This is a genomic window from Rhodosalinus sp. 5P4, from assembly GCF_041365695.1.
GTDB lineage: Bacteria > Pseudomonadota > Alphaproteobacteria > Rhodobacterales > Rhodobacteraceae > Rhodosalinus.
Genome location: NZ_JBGFSJ010000005.1, coordinates 173,956 through 192,026, shown reverse-complemented (window position 1 = coordinate 192,026; position 18,071 = coordinate 173,956). Strand labels below are relative to the sequence as shown.

19 protein-coding genes are annotated in these 18,071 nt (G+C 70.5%); 14 read left to right on the top strand and 5 right to left on the bottom strand.

What is annotated here, in order from left to right:
- Positions 1-3 precede the first annotated feature (3 nt).
- Genes AB6A69_RS11310 through crtA form a run of 3 tightly spaced genes read right to left on the bottom strand, consistent with a single transcriptional unit; the run spans position 4 to position 3,442 of the window.
- The gene (locus AB6A69_RS11310) at positions 4-1,698 is read right to left on the bottom strand and encodes a magnesium chelatase subunit D (RefSeq protein WP_371060837.1); all 1,695 of its coding nucleotides are present in this window, start codon (positions 1,696-1,698) and stop codon (positions 4-6) included.
- The gene (gene bchI / locus AB6A69_RS11305; protein WP_371060836.1) at positions 1,695-2,699 is read right to left on the bottom strand and encodes a magnesium chelatase ATPase subunit I; all 1,005 of its coding nucleotides are present in this window, start codon (positions 2,697-2,699) and stop codon (positions 1,695-1,697) included. The genes AB6A69_RS11310 and bchI overlap by 4 nt, the downstream gene beginning before the upstream one ends.
- On the bottom strand, positions 2,696-3,442 hold the full coding sequence (gene crtA / locus AB6A69_RS11300; protein ID WP_371060835.1) for a spheroidene monooxygenase: 747 nt from the start codon (positions 3,440-3,442) through the stop codon (positions 2,696-2,698). The genes bchI and crtA overlap by 4 nt, the downstream gene beginning before the upstream one ends.
- An 80-nt stretch (positions 3,443-3,522) precedes the next feature.
- Here crtA and AB6A69_RS11295 point away from each other — a divergent pair, with 80 nt between their 5' ends.
- From AB6A69_RS11295 to AB6A69_RS11285, 3 genes are read left to right on the top strand one after another with little or no spacing between them, the layout of a single operon-like run.
- The gene (locus AB6A69_RS11295; protein WP_371060834.1) at positions 3,523-5,067 is read left to right on the top strand and encodes a phytoene desaturase; all 1,545 of its coding nucleotides are present in this window, start codon (positions 3,523-3,525) and stop codon (positions 5,065-5,067) included.
- Positions 5,064-6,104 (top strand): 15-cis-phytoene synthase, encoded by a 1,041-nt coding sequence (crtB, locus tag AB6A69_RS11290; protein WP_371060833.1) that lies wholly within the window; start codon positions 5,064-5,066, stop codon positions 6,102-6,104. The genes AB6A69_RS11295 and crtB overlap by 4 nt, the downstream gene beginning before the upstream one ends.
- Positions 6,105-6,109: 5 nt before the next feature.
- On the top strand, positions 6,110-6,592 hold the full coding sequence (locus AB6A69_RS11285) for a TspO/MBR family protein (RefSeq protein ID WP_371060832.1): 483 nt from the start codon (positions 6,110-6,112) through the stop codon (positions 6,590-6,592).
- Here the strand turns inward: AB6A69_RS11285 and crtC are convergent.
- A complete protein-coding gene (gene crtC, locus AB6A69_RS11280) occupies positions 6,589-7,464 on the bottom strand; it encodes a carotenoid 1,2-hydratase (RefSeq protein WP_371038790.1) in 876 nt (291 codons plus the stop codon). The genes AB6A69_RS11285 and crtC overlap by 4 nt on opposite strands.
- Positions 7,419-9,002 carry a 1-hydroxycarotenoid 3,4-desaturase CrtD gene (crtD, locus tag AB6A69_RS11275; RefSeq protein WP_371060831.1) on the bottom strand — a complete coding sequence of 528 codons (1,584 nt, stop codon included), beginning with the start codon at positions 9,000-9,002 and terminating at the stop codon, positions 7,419-7,421. Before crtD ends, crtC begins: the two co-directional genes overlap by 46 nt.
- A 97-nt stretch (positions 9,003-9,099) precedes the next feature.
- On the opposite strand from crtD, the gene AB6A69_RS11270 reads away from it, so the two are divergent.
- The 11 genes from AB6A69_RS11270 to pufL all read left to right on the top strand — a co-directional run bounded on the left by AB6A69_RS11270 (position 9,100) and on the right by pufL (position 18,068).
- A complete protein-coding gene (locus AB6A69_RS11270) occupies positions 9,100-9,966 on the top strand; it encodes a polyprenyl synthetase family protein (protein ID WP_371060830.1) in 867 nt (288 codons plus the stop codon).
- A gap of 1 nt (position 9,967) precedes the next feature.
- Positions 9,968-11,107: a methyltransferase gene (locus AB6A69_RS11265; RefSeq protein ID WP_371060829.1), complete on the top strand. Its 1,140-nt coding sequence runs from the start codon at positions 9,968-9,970 to the stop codon at positions 11,105-11,107.
- Positions 11,108-11,230: 123 nt separating this feature from the next.
- Positions 11,231-12,172: a chlorophyll synthesis pathway protein BchC gene (gene bchC / locus AB6A69_RS11260; RefSeq protein ID WP_371055542.1), complete on the top strand. Its 942-nt coding sequence runs from the start codon at positions 11,231-11,233 to the stop codon at positions 12,170-12,172.
- On the top strand, positions 12,169-13,173 hold the full coding sequence (locus tag AB6A69_RS11255) for a chlorophyllide a reductase iron protein subunit X (RefSeq protein ID WP_371038774.1): 1,005 nt from the start codon (positions 12,169-12,171) through the stop codon (positions 13,171-13,173). Before bchC ends, AB6A69_RS11255 begins: the two co-directional genes overlap by 4 nt.
- Complete coding sequence (locus tag AB6A69_RS11250) at positions 13,160-13,303, top strand: hypothetical protein (RefSeq protein ID WP_371038773.1); 144 nt, start codon at positions 13,160-13,162, stop codon at positions 13,301-13,303. Before AB6A69_RS11255 ends, AB6A69_RS11250 begins: the two co-directional genes overlap by 14 nt.
- The gene (bchY, locus tag AB6A69_RS11245) at positions 13,300-14,877 is read left to right on the top strand and encodes a chlorophyllide a reductase subunit Y (protein ID WP_371060828.1); all 1,578 of its coding nucleotides are present in this window, start codon (positions 13,300-13,302) and stop codon (positions 14,875-14,877) included. The genes AB6A69_RS11250 and bchY overlap by 4 nt, the downstream gene beginning before the upstream one ends.
- An 82-nt stretch (positions 14,878-14,959) precedes the next feature.
- On the top strand, positions 14,960-16,432 hold the full coding sequence (bchZ, locus tag AB6A69_RS11240; RefSeq protein WP_371038771.1) for a chlorophyllide a reductase subunit Z: 1,473 nt from the start codon (positions 14,960-14,962) through the stop codon (positions 16,430-16,432).
- Positions 16,433-16,445: 13 nt separating this feature from the next.
- Positions 16,446-16,661 carry a cytochrome PufQ gene (gene pufQ / locus AB6A69_RS11235; protein WP_371060827.1) on the top strand — a complete coding sequence of 72 codons (216 nt, stop codon included), beginning with the start codon at positions 16,446-16,448 and terminating at the stop codon, positions 16,659-16,661.
- 128 nt (positions 16,662-16,789) lie between these two features.
- Positions 16,790-16,939 (top strand): light-harvesting antenna LH1, beta subunit, encoded by a 150-nt coding sequence (gene pufB / locus AB6A69_RS11230; RefSeq protein ID WP_371038769.1) that lies wholly within the window; start codon positions 16,790-16,792, stop codon positions 16,937-16,939.
- A gap of 15 nt (positions 16,940-16,954) precedes the next feature.
- Positions 16,955-17,116: a light-harvesting antenna LH1, alpha subunit gene (gene pufA, locus AB6A69_RS11225; protein WP_371038768.1), complete on the top strand. Its 162-nt coding sequence runs from the start codon at positions 16,955-16,957 to the stop codon at positions 17,114-17,116.
- Positions 17,117-17,228: 112 nt separating this feature from the next.
- On the top strand, positions 17,229-18,068 hold the full coding sequence (gene pufL, locus AB6A69_RS11220; protein ID WP_371038767.1) for a photosynthetic reaction center subunit L: 840 nt from the start codon (positions 17,229-17,231) through the stop codon (positions 18,066-18,068).
- The last annotated feature ends 3 nt before the right edge of the window (positions 18,069-18,071 follow it).

The window sequence follows — 18,071 nt, the reverse complement described above, 5'->3', positions numbered from 1 at the left end:
GGCTCAGTCCCCCAGCGCCTGCGAGATGGCGCCGGACAGCCGCCGCGCGTCGGCGCGCGGCAGGGCCAGGTAGACGCCGCCAAGCCGGTCGGACAGGTTTCGCCCCTCCTGCCCCGGGCGGGTCGCCGTGTCGATGACGATCGCGCCGATCCCCTGCGCGCGCAGCGTGTCGGCCATGCGCCCGGCATCCTCGGCCGCCTGTGCGCGCCCGCCGGTCCCGTCGAGCCCGACATTGGCGCGCCCATCGGTCAGAAGCGCGATCTTCGGGCTGAGACCGCGCCCGCCGGATTGCACGGCAAGCCGCGTCGCCGCCTCGAGCCCCGCGGCCAGCGGCGTACCGCCGCCGCCCGGCAGCGCGGCGAGGCGGCGCTTGGTCTGCACGAGCGAGCGGGTGGGCGGCAGGAGAAGCTCCGCCCCCGTGCCGCGAAACGCCACCAGCGCGACGTGGTCGCGCCGGGCATAGGCCTCTGCCAGAAGGATCTCCACCGCGCCCTTCGCCTCGCCGAGCCGCGCCATGGCAAGCGATCCCGACGCGTCCACGGCGAAGATCAGCAGGCGGTCCGAGCGGTCCTCGTAACGGCGCAGGCGGACGTCGGAGGCATGGACGAGCACGCGCCCCGCGTCGGGCTGCTGTCGCCGGCGGATGGTCTGCCAGGGCGCGGCGGCGCGCAGCGTCGCGACGAGATCGACCCGGTCAGGCCCGCCGGGGCGGCCGGGGCGCGAGGGCAGGGGTCGGCCGCGCCGGTTGCCCTTGCGCTTCGCCCCGGCGCCCGCGCCGCCCATGGCGCGCCGCGTGGCCTTTTCCTCGGCGAGCCGCGCGAGCAGGTCGCGCGGCACGAACGCCGATACGGCCTCGACCAGAAGTTCTGACGGGATCTCCGCGCCCTCGTCTTCCCCGTCGGGCCTGTCCTCGCCGTCCTCCGTCTCCGGCGGATCGGGGTCGGGAGGCGGTGGCTCCTCCTCTTCTTCCTCCTCTTGGGGCAGCATCGTCGCGCGGGCGGGGTAGACGAGTTCGGCGGCGTTTCGCAGGTCATCGTCCGAGATCGCGTCGCGCCCGGCGAGCGCGGCCTCTGCGCGCGCGGCGCGCAAGGCGAGGAGGGGCGCGCGCAGGCTGTCGATCCCGAAGCGCGCGGCAAGCGCGGTCAGGGCGGCGGCGTGCTCGTCCGTGGTGGCGAGCTCGGGAAGACGGGCACGCGCCGCCGCGATCGCTGCCGCGCCGGGCATGTCGCCGCGGGCCTCCAGCCTGCCGATCCCCTCCAGGTCGACGCGGAACGCCAGCCGCTCGGCAAGCGGTTTCGGCGCGCGCTCGTCGGGCTCGGCGCCCTCGTCGAGCAGGATGAGCGCGTGTCCCGGGCTTGCGTCGAGGATCTGCGCCAGCCGCGCGGCAAGATCGGGCGGGCAGCGTTCCGCCATCGGCAGCACGATCCGGCCGGGGCGCTGGGCGAGCCCCCCTTGCACCACGGGCCGCCCGGCGGCGAGGGTCGCCGCGACGTCGAGGCCGCCGAAAAGCTCGGCATCGCCGGTTTCGGGATGGATGCGGTGAGCCTCTCCCGAAAGGCCGGCGACGTGGTCCTCGAAGGCGCGCCGCACCGGGCCGACGCGGGCGCGCACCACCATGCCCCGAAGCCCGGCCGGATCCACCGCGAGAAGCGCGAGCGCATGGAGCGCCCGCTCCCACCGCGCCCGGCCGTCCGTCACGCGAGGATCTCCTCGACCACCCGGGCCACGCGCGTGCCCGAGCCGGCCTCGTCCAGCGGATCGCGGCGCAGCCGGTGGGAGAGCGCGATCGGCGCGACACGGCGCAGATGCGGCCGCGCCAGCTCGTCGGCGCCCTCATAGGCGGCCAGCGCCCGGCCCGCGCGCAGCAGCGTCAGCTCGCCCCGCAGCCCGTCGGCGCCGAGCGCCACGCAAAGCGATGCGCAGTCGCGCAGGCTGTCGTCCGGGGTCGCCACCTCGCGCAGGCGTGACCGCGCGTCGAGGATCCGCTCGCGCACCTTGGCGTCCTCGGCCTGCCAGTGCGCCATGAAGGCATCGTGGCGGGTCTCGAAGGCGTCGCGCCGGCGCACCACCTCGATCCGGTCCTCGATGTCGGTCGGAGAGGCGACCTCGACCGAAAGGCCGAACCGGTCCAGCAGCTGGGGGCGCAACTCGCCTTCCTCGGGGTTGCCCGAGCCCACCAGCACGAAGCGCGCCGGATGGCGGACCGACAGGCCCTCGCGCTCCACCACGTTCTGGCCCGATTGCGCCACGTCGAGGAGAAGATCGACGATGTGATCCTCCAGAAGGTTCACCTCGTCGATGTAGAGGTAGCCGCGATTCGCCTGGGCGAGCAGGCCGGGCTGGAACACCTTCTCGCCGCTGGTGAGCGCGCGTTCGATGTCGAGCGCGCCGGTCACGCGGTCCTCGGTCACGCCGAGGGGAAGGTCGACGACGGGCGTCGGTTTTTCCACGATCTCGCTGCCCACGCCCAGCGCCCAGTCGGGCACCTGCTCTGGGGCCTCGGCGTTCACCGGGCAGCCCTGCACCACGCGAATCGGCGGCAGCAGCGCGGCGAGCGCCCGCACGGCGGTGGATTTCCCCGTGCCCCTGTCGCCGAAGACCAGGACGCCGCCGAGCCCCGGCTCGATCGCGGTCAGGATCATGGCGAGCTTCATCTGTTCCTGTCCGACGATGGCTGAAAACGGGAACGGGGCGGTCATGCGGCGATCTCCAGGTCTGCGACGGGGTTCCGGCCTTCCCATGTGCCACGGACCGACCGGACGCGGAAGCGTGCGTAGAGTTCCTCGCTGAACCAGCCGCCCTCGCGCACGGCGCGGATGGCGCGGCCGTGCGGCCCGTCGCCCCGGGCGAAGCGGGCCATGGCCGAGGTGTCCGGCCAGATCGAGAAGGTCACCTGGCGCAGCCACGGCACCTCGCCGATGCCGATCTTGAAGCGCACGTTGGGGTCGGCGCCGATGACGTCGCTGATGTCGGGCCCCGCGCCCCAGAACGCGCGCGCCCTCGTGGGCCGGATCGTCGCGCGGGTGAGGGCCGCGACCGGGCCGGGGCGGGCCGCCTCCGTCACCTCGAAGGGTTCGCGGCCCGACCAGCGCCCGCGCACCGAGGTGGTCGAGAGGAAGACGGTCATCGCCTCCTCCGCGTGGTCGTGGTAGCGGCGGAAGACGGGCGCCTCGGCGGTCTGCCTCTCGGCGGCCTCAAGGTCGGGCCAGGTGGCGAGAATGGCGTAGACGCCCCAGTTGGGGCGCGGGGTGAAGCCCTCGCCCGTGCCCGAGCCGCAAAGCTTCCAGAAGCCCAGACCGGGCAGGCGCGACATCGCCCAGCGCGCGGCCCCCATCTGGGTGAACGCCCAGACCCTGTCGAAGCCCGGGGCAAAGCGGAAAAAGCTGAGGCTGACGGTCTGGATGGCATCCCCTCCGGCTTGGGTGTCAGATGTTTCTGACACGGATTGCGGGGCCTGAAAAGAGCCCGCCCCGACCTGCGGTTCTGGTTGTAAAGTAAAATGGACAGTAGTAGCATACAGGCATGTTGACACGCCTCGATCCGAACCTCGTCGCCGGCGCCACGCCCGCCGCCCCATCCGCCATCGTCGTCGGCGCCGGACTCGGGGGGCTCGCCTCCGCGATGCGGCTCGGCGCGCGCGGCTACCGCGTCACCGTCATAGATCGCCTCGACCGCGCCGGGGGGCGCGGATCCTCCATCACGCAGGAGGGTCATCGCTTCGATCTCGGCCCGACCATCGTGACGGTGCCGCAGGTCCTGGAAAAGCTCTGGGCGGCCTGCGGGCGCGATTTCCACGCCGACGTGGACCTGCGCCCGCTCGATCCCTTCTACGAGATCCGCTGGCCGGACGGGTCGCATTTCACCGCGCGCCAATCCACCGAGGCGATGGTGGAAGAGGTGCGCCGCCTCTCGCCCGACGACGTGCCCGGCTACCGGAAATTCCTCAAGGATGCGGAGCGCCGTTACGTCGTCGGTTTCGAGGGTATGGTCGCCGAACCCATGCACCGGCTCTGGGACACGGTGAAGGTGCTGCCGGAATTCGCGCTGCTTCGGGCGGACCAGTCGATCCTGGGCCTCGCCCGCAAGCGGGTGAAGGACGAGCGGTTGCGCATGGCGCTGTCGTTCCATCCCCTCTTCATCGGCGGCGATCCGATGCACGTGACCTCGATGTACGCGCTCGTGAGCCACCTCGAGAAGCAGTTCGGCGTGCATTACGCGATCGGGGGCGTCCAGGCGATCGCCGACGCGATGGCCAAGGTGGTGACGGAACAGGGCGGGCTGATCCGCCACGGCGCCGAAGCCGACGAGATCCTCGTCCGGGATGGTCGCGCCGCGGGCGTGCGCCTGACCGACGGCGAGACGCTGCCGGCCTCCGTCGTCGTGTCGAACGCCGATGCGGGGCACACCTATACCCGGCTGCTGCGCAACGCGCCGAAGCGCCGCTGGTCCGACCGCAAGATCGGGTCGCGCCGGTGGTCGATGGGCCTGTTCGTCTGGTATTTCGGCACGAAGGGCACCGCGGGGATGTGGAAGGACGTGGGACACCACACGATCCTTTCCGGGCCGCGCTACGAGGGGCTTCTGAAGGACATCTTCCTCAAGGGGCACCTGGCGGACGACATGAGCCTCTACCTGCACCGACCCTCGGTCACCGATCCCACCGTGGCACCCGAGGGCGGCGACACCTTCTATGTCCTTTCGCCCGTCCCGCATCTGGGACATGCCGATCCGGTGGACTGGTCGACGATGCGCGATGCCTATCGCGCGAAGGTCGCGAAGGTGCTCCAGGACACGATCCCCGGCTTCGAGGATCACCTGAGCGCAGAACTGATCTTCACCCCCGAGGAGTTCCGCGACCGGTACCTCTCGCCCCTGGGCAGCGGGTTCTCGATCGAGCCGCGCATCCTTCAAAGCGCGTGGTTCCGGCCCCACAACGTGAGCGAGGAGGCCGAGGGCCTCTATCTCGCCGGCGCGGGCACGCATCCCGGCGCGGGGTTGCCGGGCGTCGTCTCTTCCGCCGAGGTGCTGGACAAGCTCGTGCCCGATCCCGTGCAGGTGACGGCGTGATCGCGCCTGCGGATCTCGACCACTGCACCCGGGCGATACGGCACGGGTCGCGCAGTTTCCACACGGCATCGCGGCTTCTGCCGCGCGACGTGCGCGACAAGGCGCTCGCGCTCTACGCGTTCTGCCGGCTGGCCGACGACGCCGTGGATCTCCAGGATGCCAAGGCCTCCGCGGTGGACGGCCTGCAGGAGCGCCTTTCGCTCGTCTACGACGGGCGGCCGCGCAACGCGCCCGAGGATCGCGCCTTCGCCGCCATGGTGGCCGACACGGACATGCCGCGCGCGCTGCCCGAGGCGCTGCTCGAGGGATTTGCCTGGGACGCGCTGGAGCGGCGATACGACAGCTTCTCGGAGCTTTGCGCCTATTCCGCGCGGGTCGCGTCGGCCGTGGGCGCGATGATGTGCGTGCTGATGGGCGTGCGCGACAGGGGCGCGCTTGCGCGGGCGTGCGATCTCGGCGTGGCGATGCAGCTCACGAACATCTGCCGCGATGTCGGCGAGGACGCGCGCGAGGGGCGGCTTTACCTGCCCACCGCCTGGCTCGTCGAGGCCGGGCTCGATCCGGACGCGTTCCTCTCCGACCCGGACGCCTCCCCGCAGCTTCGCGCCATCGTGCGCAGGCTTCTGCGGGAGGCCGACACGCTCTACGCCCGCTCGGAGGCCGGGGTAACGCGCCTTCCGCGCGGGGCGCGGCCGGGCATCTTCGCGGCGCGTTACATCTACGCGGGGATCGGCGGGCGTGTCGCGCGCGCAGGGCATGACAGTGTCGGCACGCGGGCCCGGACGAGCGGCGCGGAGAAACTCGGCTGGGCGAGCCTCGCCATCCTGCGCGCCTCGGCCACGATGGTGATGCCGGTCTCGCCGCTGCTTTACGCGCGCCCGTTGCCGGAGACGGCCTTCCTGGTCGAGGCTGCCGCGGCGCCGGAGACGCGGCGCGCCGATTGGTCGGACAAGCTTTACGCGACGCTCGCGCGCGCGAAGGCGCATGAGCTCGAGCGTGCGCGGCCCTTGATGCAGCGGATGCCGCGGGCTAGCTAGCCTGCATGGATTTCGTTCTCTTCGCGATTTTCCTCGCGGCCTGCTTTGCCGCGGGGTCGACCGGCGGGCTCTTCCCGCCGGGATCGTGGTATCGCGACCTTTCGAAACCCTGGTGGACCCCGCCGGACTGGATGTTCCCGGTCGCCTGGACCGCGCTTTACATCTGCATGTCGAGCGCCGCGGCCCTTGCCGCGGTCGAACCTGACAGCGGCCTCGCCATGGCGCTCTGGGGACTTCAGATCGCGCTCAACGGCCTCTGGACGCCGGTCTTCTTCGGGTTGCGGCGGATCAAGCTCGGCATGGCAGTGCTCGGCGCGCTCTGGCTGTCGGTCGCGGCCTGCATGGCGGCGCTCTGGCAGGTCGTACCGCTCGCCGGGGCGCTTTTCCTGCCCTACCTGGTGTGGGTCAGCATCGCCGCCGCGCTCAATCTCGCGGTGTGGCGCCGCAACCCCGACATCGCCGCCAATCCTCCGGAATTCGCCAGCTAGTCCGGAAAGCGCCAGCCGGCGCGGCGCGGGACCCGGACGGCGAGCATTGGCTTGAGAAGCGGCGAGCGGAATCGGGTGAGGTCCAGCGCCTCGTGCACGCCCACCGTCTCTTCCCCGTCGAGGCGCGTGCGCACCGCCGAGCGGTTGTAGAAGGGCGCGTCGAGCATGGCGAGCACCTGCCGCGGCCGGTAGCCCGCATCGGCGCGCGTCTCGCGGCGGACCATCCAGAAGGGGCGCTTGAGCGGCGCCTTGGGATGCGGCTCCACCAGTTCCGCCCCGCCGGACTCGTCGAAGTGGATCGCCTGCGCCAACTCGCTGCCGTCGAGGCGCGTGGCGTCGTAGAAGCAGGTGGCGCCCTTCCGGGTCGGGAAGCGCCCCCAGGTCCAGTAGGCGAAATCCTCCTCCAGCGCCCGGCTGCCGAAATTCGCGTCGAAGTAGCCGTGCCCCGACCACTGCCATCCCGGCGCGTCCAGCGCGACCTCGATCCCGGCATTGGGGGCGAAGGGCCGCCAGACATGGGCGCCGTCCTCCGTCAGCAGAAGTTCGCGGTCGCTCAGGGCGGCGGGCTTCACCCGGATCTGTCCCCGCACCCGCGAGATCACCGGCGGGGCGGAGATCTCGTTCACGTCGATGACGAGTTCGCCCGCTTGCCAGTGCATCGCCGAGGGGCCGACGCGGAAACTGTCGCGGCTCTTGCGAAGCGCGCTGCGGCCCCGGTCGGTCATGGTGAAGCGCCCGCCGGGCCCGTAGGTGGCCACGTTGATGCAGACGTGGTTCTCGGGATCGCGCCGGCCCGACCAGCGGTACCAGGGCGAGAAGACCGAGCCTATGAAGCCGATGACGGAGACGGCGCGGCGGCCGTCGTCCGAGATGCCGTCGATGTACCACCACGCGTAGCCGTTGGGCGGGACGTCGATGTCGAAGTTCGGTCGCTCAGCATCGCCTCGGCCGCGTGCCGCCCGGAGAGGGCCGCCATCGGCACGCCCGCCCCCGGGTGCGCCCCGCCCCCCGCGAGGTAGAGCCCCGCCACTTTCGTCCGCGCCCGCGGCCGCCCCAGCGCGGCCGTCATCCCGTGCGGGCTCTGCCCGTAGAGCGCCCCCAGAGAGGCCGGGAACAGGCTCTCGAACCCGCCCGGGGTCGTCAGCGCCTCCGGTCCCGGCAGGGGATCCATCGCAAGCCCCATGTGGTTCAGCTTGTCGAAGGTGCGTTTCAGGCATGGGGCGTACTCCTCGGCGGCGCGCGACGGGCCCTCCAGGGGCGGCGCGTTGACGATGATCTCGAAGCGTTCCTGCGCGGGTGGCGCGCGGCCGAGGCCGCGGTCCTGCGCGCAGATGTAGAGCGTGGGGTCGGCGGGCGGTCGGCCCGCACGCAGATCGGCGAACTCGGCCGCGTAATCGGCCGAGAAGAAGACGTTGTGGTGGGCGAGGTCGCGCCCGGACGGCTGTGCCGCGAATGCCCAGACCTGCGCCGAGAGCGAGCGCGGCGCCCGCGCCGCGGCCTGCGCGACCTTGCCCGTGCCGGGTCCGAGCGCCCCGGTGGCCAGCGCGCGCGGATCGCCGTTGAAAAGAACCTGTGCGGCCGGAAGCCGTGTGCCGTCCGCGAGAGACACCGCCACCGCGCGGCCCCCGTCGGTTTCGATCCGCGCCACATGGGTTTCGTAGCGGAACTGAGCGCCGCATTCTTCGGCAAGCCGCGCGATCTTCGCGGCGAGCGCATGCATGCCGCCCTCGACCACCCAGACCCCGGCGGCCTCCGCCTGCCAGATCAGCGCGAGAAGCGCGGGCGCGGCATAGGGCGAGCCGCCGACATAGGTGGCGAACCGCCCGAAGAGCTGCGCGAGGCGCGGGTCGTCGAACTGGCGGCGCAGGGCCTGCGCGAGGGTCGCATGGGGCGCCATGTCGGCCATCAGCCGCGGCCGGCGCAGGACCGTCGCCGCGAGGTCGGGCAGGCGCGGCTCCGCCGTCTGCATCATCGGGCGGTCGAACGCCTGATAAAGGCGCCGCGCCCGGGCGGAGAAGGCACGGAACTGGTCCGCCGCCCGCGGTCCGGCGAAGGCGTCGATGGCCGCGGCGCTCTCCGTCTCGCTGTCGAAGAGGTCGAGCGTCGCGCCGTCGGGCCAGAAATGCCGCGCCAGCAGATGCTGGCGGTGCAGGGTGACGTGATCCTCCAGACGCGCGCCCATGGCGGCGAAGAGATCGTCGAAGACGCGCCGCATGGTGAGCACCGTGGGGCCGGTGTCGGCCGGGCCGGAGGCCGTGGGCACGGTCCGCATCTTGCCGCCGGGCGCCGCGTGCCGCTCCAGCACGAGGACGGGCCGGCCGGCTGCGGCCAGCCGCGCCGCGGCGGCCAGCCCTCCTATCCCCGCGCCCACCACGATCGTGGGCGTGTCGCTGAAATTCGTCGCCGCCATGCCCTGATTGTTGACTCCGGCTTGCGAAGTGTCCAGAATAATTTACACAATACGTGTCAGTTTATGAAGACGCAGCCAGAAAGCAGGAGCCCGCCCCATGGATCTGAACGCGCGTATCGACGACGCGGTGTGCCGCGCGATCGCCATCGGCCGGGGCGGTGTCGCGCCGGCGCAGCTTTCCGAGGCGCTGGATTACGCGACCTCGCCGGGCGGGGCGCGCATCCGGCCGACGATCCTCGCCTCGGTGGCGATGGCCTGCGGCGACGACCGGCCCGGCGTGACCGATGCCGCCGTCGCGGCGCTGGAACTGATCCATTGCGCCAGCCTCGTGCATGACGACCTGCCCTGCTTCGACGATGCCGAACTGCGCCGCGGCAAGCCGTCGGTGCACCGGGCCTACTCGGAGCCTCTCGCGGTTCTTGCCGGCGACAGCCTCATCATCCTCGCCTTCGACGTGCTCGCCCGTGCCGCCGAGGACGCGCCCCGCCGCGGCGTGCGCCTCATGCGCACGCTGGCGCAGTGTTCGGGCATGCCGAACGGGATCTGCGCGGGCCAGGGCTGGGAGAGCGAGGCGAAAGTCGATCTCGCCGCCTATCACCGGTCGAAGACCGGCGCGCTTTTCATCGCCGCGACCCAGATGGGGGCAATCGCGGCGGGACACGACCCCGAACCCTGGTACGAGCTGGGCGACCGCATCGGCGAGGCGTTCCAGGTGGCCGACGACCTGCGCGATGCGCTCATGGACGTTGACGCGCTGGGCAAGCCCGCGGGACAGGACGAGGCGCATGGGCGCCCGAACGCGGTGGCCGAGCTCGGCGTGGCCGGCGCCACCGGCAGGCTGCGCAACATCCTCGCGGGGGCCATCTCCTCGATCCCGTCCTGCCCCGGCGAGGCGCGCCTTGCCCAGATGGTTCGCATGCAGTCCGAGCGGATCATGCCCGACGCCGTCCGGCACCTCGCCTGACATGTCCGACGCGGTGCAGGAGCGCCTGGCCTCGCGCCCCCGCGGCGATCTTCGCACATGGCTCGCCCGGCTCGCCGCGCGCGAGGACGTCCAGCGCTGGGCGAGCGCGTTGCCGTTCACGCGCGGCCGCGTGCGGCGCGAGGGCGAGGCGCTCATGGATCTCGTCTCGGGGTTCGTGCAGAGCCAGGCCCTGCTCGCGCTGGTGGAGCTCGACGTGATCGCCGCGCTGATGGACGGGCCGCGCGCGCCCGCCGCGCTGGCCCGCGCCGCGGACGTGCCGGAAGACCGGATGGCGGCGCTCTTGCAGGCCGGGGCGGCGATGGGCCTGCTGCACCGGCGCCACGACGGCCGCTTCGCGGTGCGGCCCCGGGGCGCGGCGCTCGTCGGCGTGCCGGGCCTCGTGCCGATGATCCGGCATCACGGCGCGTTTTACCGCGACATGGCCGATCCGGTGGCGCTCTTGCGTGGCGAGGCGGAGACCGAGCTCGCGCGGGTCTGGCCCTATGTCTTCGGCGCCCGGGAGGGGCTGCATCCCGCGACCGCGCGCGCCTATTCCGACCTCATGACGCAATCGCAGGGGCTGGTGGCGCAGGACGCCCTTCGCATGGTCCCGCTTCGCGGCGTTCGGCGGCTTCTCGACGTGGGCGGCGGCACCGGCGCGTTCCTGCGCGCCGCGGCGGCGCGCCATCCAGGGCTCGAGCTCGCGCTCTTCGACCTGCCCGAAGTGATCGACGAGGCGCGCGGCCAGATGGCTGCCGCCGGTCTCGAGGCGCGGACCCGCTTTCACCCGGGCTCGTTCCGGGACGCCCCGCTGCCCCAAGGGGCCGATGCGATCTCTCTGATTCGCGTGCTCTACGATCACGAGGACGCGACGGTGCGCGACCTTCTGGCCAAGGCGCATGCCGCGTTGCCGCCGGGCGGTACACTCGTCGTGGCCGAACCTATGTCGGGCGGCGACCGGCCGGACCGCGCCACCGACGTCTACTTCGCCTTCTACACGATGGCGATGCGGACCGGGCGGGTGCGTTCGGCCGCGCGTATCGCGGAAATGGTCGCCGAGGCGGGATTTGACGAGATCCGCGTGCCGCGCGCCGCGCGCCCTTACGTCACCGGCGCGCTCTCCGCCGTCAGGCGGAGCTGACGGCGTTGCAGAAGAATCCGTCCAATGGCATTGACAGATTAGACTGTAAAGCTAAACTGACACTCAAGACACGGGAACGCATAGGGCGCCGACTCGCAAGCGGGCGCCGGCGAGAGAGAGAACATGGATACGACTGCTGTTCTTCTTAACGGTCCGAGGGACCTTCATCTGGACCAGGTTCCCCTCGCGGAGCCGGGCGCGGGCGATCTCGTCGTGCGAATCGGGCATTCGGGCATCTCCACCGGCACCGAGAAGCTTTTCTACACAGGCCAGATGCCGCCGTTTCCGGGCATGGGCTACCCGCTCGTCCCCGGCTACGAGGCCGCGGGCGAGATCGTGGAGGCCGATGCGGCCACCGGTTACCGGCCCGGCCAGCACGTCTTCGTGCCGGGCGCCAACTGCTTCGACGGGGCCTTCGGGCTCTTCGGCGGGGCGGCCAGAACGCTGGTCACGCAGGCCGACCGGGTGACGCCCATCGACGCCGGCTGGGGCGCGGAGGGCGCGCTGCTCGCGCTTGCGGCCACGGCGCGCCACGCCATGGCCGGCCTCGACAAGACGGTGCCCGACCTCGTCGTCGGTCACGGGGTCCTGGGCCGACTGCTCGCCCGGCTGACCGTCGCGGCGGGCGCCCCCGCTCCCACCGTATGGGAGGTCGCCGAGGACCGGCGCGCGGGCGCCGAGGGCTACGAGGTCATTCACCCCGACGACGATCCGCGGCGTGATTACCGCGCGATCTACGACGCGTCCGGCAACGCGGCGATCCTGAACGACCTCATCGGACGCCTGGCGAAAGGCGGCGAGGTGGTGCTCGCGGGGTTCTATCCCGAAGGGCTCTCCTTCGCCTTCCCGCCCGCCTTCCTGAAGGAGGCGCGCCTTCGCGTGGCCGCCGAATGGGCGCGCGAGGATCTCGCGGCGACTCGGGCCCTGGTGGAGAGCGGCGCGCTCTCTCTCGCGGGGCTGATCACTCACCGCGTTCCCGCGCGGGAGGCCGAAACCGCATACCGGACAGCCTTCGAGGATCCGGCATGCCTGAAAATGATTCTGGACTGGGAGGATGCGGCGTGAAGGACGAAGTGCCGAACCTGAAGGATTTCGATCAGCGTCTCCGCGACGAGGCCGCAGAGGATCCGACGCTTGAGGTTCCCGCGGAGGAGCCGACCAAACACACCCAGATCATCGCGATCTACGGCAAGGGCGGCATCGGCAAGTCGTTCACGCTGGCCAATCTCAGCCACATGATGGCCGAGCAAGGCAAGCGCGTGCTGCTGATCGGCTGCGATCCCAAGTCGGACACCACGTCGCTTCTGTTCGGCGGCAAGGCCTGCCCCACGATCATCGAGACCTCGACCGCGAAGAAGCTCGCCGGCGAGGAGGTGAAGATCGGCGACGTCTGCTTCAAGCGCGGCGGCGTCTTCGCGATGGAGCTTGGCGGGCCCGAGGTCGGCCGCGGCTGCGGCGGGCGCGGCATCATCCACGGCTTCGAGCTGCTGGAGAAGCTGGGCTTCCACGACTGGGATTTCGACTACGTGCTGCTCGATTTCCTGGGCGATGTCGTCTGCGGCGGCTTCGGCCTGCCGATCGCGCGGGACATGGCGCAGAAGGTGATCGTGGTCGCCTCCAACGACCTGCAGTCGCTTTACGTGGCCAACAACGTCTGCTCGGCGGTGCAGTATTTCCGCAAGCTCGGTGGCAATGTCGGCGTGGCCGGCATGGTCGTCAACAAGGACGACGGGGCCGGCCAGGCCCAGGCCTTCGCCGAGCAGGTTGAAATCCCCATTCTCGCCGCGATCCCGCAGGACGACGACCTGCGCCGCAAATCGGCCTCCTACGAGATCGTGGGCACCAACGAGACCCAGTGGGGCGCGCTTTTCGCGGAGCTGGCCGAGAACGTGGCCGGAGCCCCGCCGACGCACCCCACGCCGCTGTCCCAGGACGGGCTGCTCGGCCTTTTCGAGGGCAAGGACACCGGCGCCGACTTCGTGCTCGAGCCGGCGACCGACGAGGACATGCGTGGCAAGTACACGGCGACCAAGGAGTCGCTGGAGGTGATCTATGACGACGCCTGAGCCCGCTCGCGATCCCCAGCTCGCCGCGCTGCGCCGGATGCTGGCGCAGGCCAAGCCCGAACAGCTTCGCCGGCTTTTCGACGACATCCGCCACGCCGGCGCCCCTGATGAAGACGGGAGGACCGCATGACCGACGAGGTGCGCTACGACGACGCCGCCGACGCCGTGGTGATCCGGGGCGAGACCCGCACCGCCTCCGCGCCGGAAGGCGCGGCCGCCGCCGGTGCGGCCGACGGGATGGGCTGCCACTCGGGCCAGGAGATGGAGAAGGCCGCGCGCATGGCCGGCCAGTCCGAAATCCTGGACCAGTATGCCGCCGACTATCCGCAAGGGCCGCACGACAAGCCGCAAAGCATGTGCCCCGCCTTCGGCTCGCTGCGCGTGGGTCTTCGGATGCGGCGCGTGGCCACGATGCTGTCGGGCAGCGCCTGCTGCGTCTATGGCCTGACCTTCGTGAGCCATTTCTACGGCGCGCGGCGCTCGGTTGGCTACGTGCCCTTCAGTTCCGAGACGCTGGTCACGGGTAAGCTGTTCGAGGACATCCGTGACGCGGTCTACGAGATGGCCGATCCCGACCGCTTCGACGCGATCGTGGTGACGAACCTCTGCGTTCCGACCGCCTCGGGCGTGCCGCTGCGGCTCTTGCCGGACGAGATCAACGGCGTGCGCATCGTGGGCATCGACGTGCCGGGCTTCGGCGTGCCCACGCATGCCGAGGCGAAGGATGTTCTTGCCGGCGCCATGCTGAACTACGCCCGCGCCGAGGTCGAGGCCGGGCCGGTCGCGGCGCCCGAGGGCGGGCGCGCGTCGCGCCCCACCGTGACGATGCTGGGCGAGATGTTCCCCGCCGATCCCATGATGATCGGCCGGATGCTCGACCCCATGGGTCTTGCCGCCGGGCCGGTCGTGCCCTGCCGCGAGTGGCGCGAGCTTTACGCCGCGCTCGACGGCGCGGTGGTCGCGGCGATCCACCCCTTCTACACCGCCGCGATCCGCGAGTTTCAGGCGGCCGGTCGGCCGATCGTGGGCTCGGCGCCCGTGGGCTACGAAGGCACGGCGAGCTGGCTGAAGGCGATCGGCGAGGCGCATGGCGTCCCGGCCGAGAAGATTGCCGAGGCGCAGAACGCCGTGCTCCCAGCCATCAAGGGCGCGCTCGAGGGCGCGCGGCTGGAGGGACGGATCACGCTTTCCGGCTACGAGGGCAGCGAGCTTCTGGTGGCGCGGCTTCTGGTCGAGAGCGGTGCGGAGGTTGCCTATGTCGGCTCCGCCTGCCCGAAAACGTCCTGGAGCGAGGAGGACGCCGCCTGGCTCGAGGCGCATGGCGCCAAGGTCAAGTTCCGCGCGAGCCTCGAGGACGACTGTGCCGCGATGGAGGCCATCCGGCCCGACCTCGCCATCGGCACGACGCCTGTCGTGCAGAAGGCCAAGGAGATGTCGATCCCGTCGCTCTACTTCACGAACCTCATCTCGGCCCGGCCCCTGATGGGGCCCGCGGGCGCCGGCTCGCTTCAGCAGGTCATGCGCGCCGCGATGGAGAACAAGGACCGCATGGAGCACATGAGCGCCTTCTTCGACGGTGTCGGCGAAGGCGACACGGCGGGCATCTGGGAAGGTGCGCCCAACCTGCATCCCGAGTTCGCCGAGCGCCACCGCAAGAAGCTCGAGAAGCAGGCGCGCGCGGCCAAGGCGGAGCAGATGATATGAGTGCCGCCCGCCGCAACCACCCTGCAGGATGCGTGATCTCACGCACCCTGCGCGCCACCTCCGGAAACGACGGGAGGGCCACATGCTGATCCAGGACCATGACAGGGCCGGCGGCTACTGGGGCGCGGTCTATGCCTTCACCGCGGTGAAGGGTCTCCAGGTCGTGATCGACGGCCCGGTGGGCTGCGAGAACCTGCCGGTGACGAGCGTGCTGCACTACACCGACGGCCTGCCGCCGCACGAGTTGCCGATCGTGGTCACCGGGCTCGCCGAAGAGGAGCTGGGCCGCGAGGGCACCGAAGGCGCCATGAAGCGCGCGTGGGACACGCTCGACCCGGCGCTTCCCTCGGTCGTCGTCACCGGCTCCATCGCCGAGATGATCGGCGGCGGCGTGACGCCGCAGGGCACGACGATCCAGCGCTTCCTGCCGCGCACCATCGACGAGGACCAGTGGGAATCGGCCGACCGGGCGATGACCTGGATCTTTACCGAGTTCGGCATGACGAAGGGCCGGATGCCGCCCGAGAAGAAGCGGCCCGAAGGCGCGAAACCGCGCGTCAACATCCTCGGGCCCATGTACGGCGTGTTCAACATGCCCTCGGACCTCGCCGAGATCCGGCGTCTGGTCGAGGGCATCGGCGCGGAGGTCAACATGGTGATGCCGCTGGGCAGCCACCTGGCCGAGATGCGCGATCTCGTGAACGCCGACGTGAACGTGGTGATGTACCGCGAGTTCGGCCGCGGCCTCGCCGAGGTGCTGGGCAAGCCGTACCTGCAGGCGCCGATCGGGGTGGAGAGCACCACGAAGTTCCTGCGCAAGCTGGGCGAGCTCACGGGCCTCGATCCCGAGCCGTTCATCGAGACGGAGAAGCACTCGACCATCAAGCCGGTCTGGGATCTCTGGCGCTCGGTCACGCAGGATTTCTTCGCCACGGCGAGCTTCGCGGTGGTGGCGAACGAGACCTATGCCCGCGGCCTTCGCCAATACCTCGAGCACGATCTGGGGCTGCCCTGCGCCTTCGCGGTGGCGCGCGTGGCGGGCCGCAAGACCAACAACGAGGAGGTGCGGGCGCTGATGGCGCGCGAGCGGCCTCTGATCGTGATGGGAAGCATCAACGAGAAGATGTACCTGGCCGAACTCAAGCAGGGCCACGGCCCGCAGCCGGCCTTCATCCCGGCGAGCTTCCCGGGTGCCGCGATCCGCCGCGCCACGGGCACGCCCATGATGGGCTATGCCGGCGCGACCTACGTCCTGCAGGAAGTCTGCAACGGGCTTTTCGACGCGCTTTTCCACATCCTGCCGCTGGGCACGGAGATGGACGCGGCGGACGCGACGCCCACGCGGCTGCGCCGCGATTTCCCCTGGGACGCCGACGCGCAGGCGGAACTCGACCGCATCGTGGCGACACATCCCATTCTCACACGCATCTCGGCGGCGAAGTCCTTGCGCGACGCCGCCGAGCGCGCCGCGCTCGAACAGGGCGCGGAGCGCGTGGTTCTCGAAACCGTCAAGGCCTTGTCGCCGGCCTCACAACGCGACGCTCAGGAGGGCTGACAAAATGACAGACATGACCTCTAACCCCCCGACCCGGACCCGCTGCGGACGGCGCCGCGGGGCCGAATTCCAGTTCTATTTCGCACTCATCTTCACGGCGGCGATCCCCTTCGCCTCCGCCGCGTGGGTGCGCGACGTGATCGGTCAACGCTCGCTCAACATGCACGGGCCGCTCGCCCGGGCCTGGGCCGAGGCGGACCGGATCACGCCAGTGATCTTCTCGGCCTGAGCGTGACGCTCGGACCGGGAGAAAGCCCTGCCCGCCTTCGGGGCGGACAGAACCCGGCGGGGCATCCTGCTCCAAAGGACCCGGCCGCGGGGATCGCGGCGTCAGTCTAACGTTCCGGAGGAAAGTTCATGGCTGATAATACCGACCTGTCCTTCACAGGTCTCACAGACGAACAGGCCCAGGAACTGCACTCGGTCTACATGAGCGGCCTTTGGCTGTTCGTGGCCGTTGCAGTGGTCGCGCACATCGCGACCTTCATCTGGTTCCCCTGGTTCTGATCGGAGGAAAACAAGATGGCAAAGTTCTACAAGATCTGGCTGATCTTCGACCCTCGCCGCGTGTTCGTGGCCCAGGGCGTGTTCCTCTTCCTGCTCGCGGTGATGATCCATCTCGTGCTGCTCAGCACCGATGGCTTCAACTGGTTCGAGATCGCTGCGGCGAAATACGAACGGTGACCACGGCACACCGAAATGGCTGCGGGCGGCCCGGGTCGCCCGCAGCAATCCGACACGGCAACACTGACGGCTTTCGGTCGCACCGGCCAGCCGCCAAACGCGGAGAAAGATAATGGCTTTGCTCAGTTTCGAGAGAAAGTACCGCGTCCGCGGAGGGACGCTGATCGGCGGCGACCTGTTCGATTTCTGGGTCGGCCCCTTCTATGTAGGCTTCTTCGGGGTCACGACCGCCTTCTTCGCCGCGCTGGGGACGATCCTCATCTTCTGGGGCGCGGCAGAGCAGGGAACCTTCAATCCCTGGCTCATCAACATCGCGCCGCCCGATCTCAGCTACGGGCTCGGCATGGCGCCGCTCATGGAGGGCGGGCTGTGGCAGATCATCACGATCTGCGCCATCGGCGCCTTCGTGAGCTGGGCGCTCCGGGAGGTGGAGATCTGCCGCAAGCTCGGCATCGGCTATCACGTGCCCGTCGCCTTCGGCTTCGCGATCTTCGCCTACGTCACGCTGGTGGTGTTCCGCCCGGTGCTGATGGGCGCCTGGGGGCACGGATTTCCCTACGGCATCTTCAGCCACCTCGACTGGGTGTCGAACACGGGCTACGCCTACCTGCACTTCCACTACAACCCGGCGCACATGCTGGCGGTGACGTTCTTCTTCACCACCACCCTGGCGCTCGCCCTTCATGGCGGCCTGATCCTGTCGGCGGCCAACCCCGAGAAGGACGAGGAGGCCAAGACGCCGGACCACGAGGACACCTTCTTCCGCGATTTCATCGGCTACTCGGTGGGCACGCTGGGCATCCATCGCCTGGGCCTGCTGCTGGCGCTCAACGCCGGCTTCTGGTCGGCCATCTGCATCATCATCTCGGGTCCGGTCTGGACCAAGGGCTGGCCCGAATGGTGGAACTGGTGGCTCGAGCTCCCGATCTGGCCCTCTCAGGTGGGGATGTAAGAC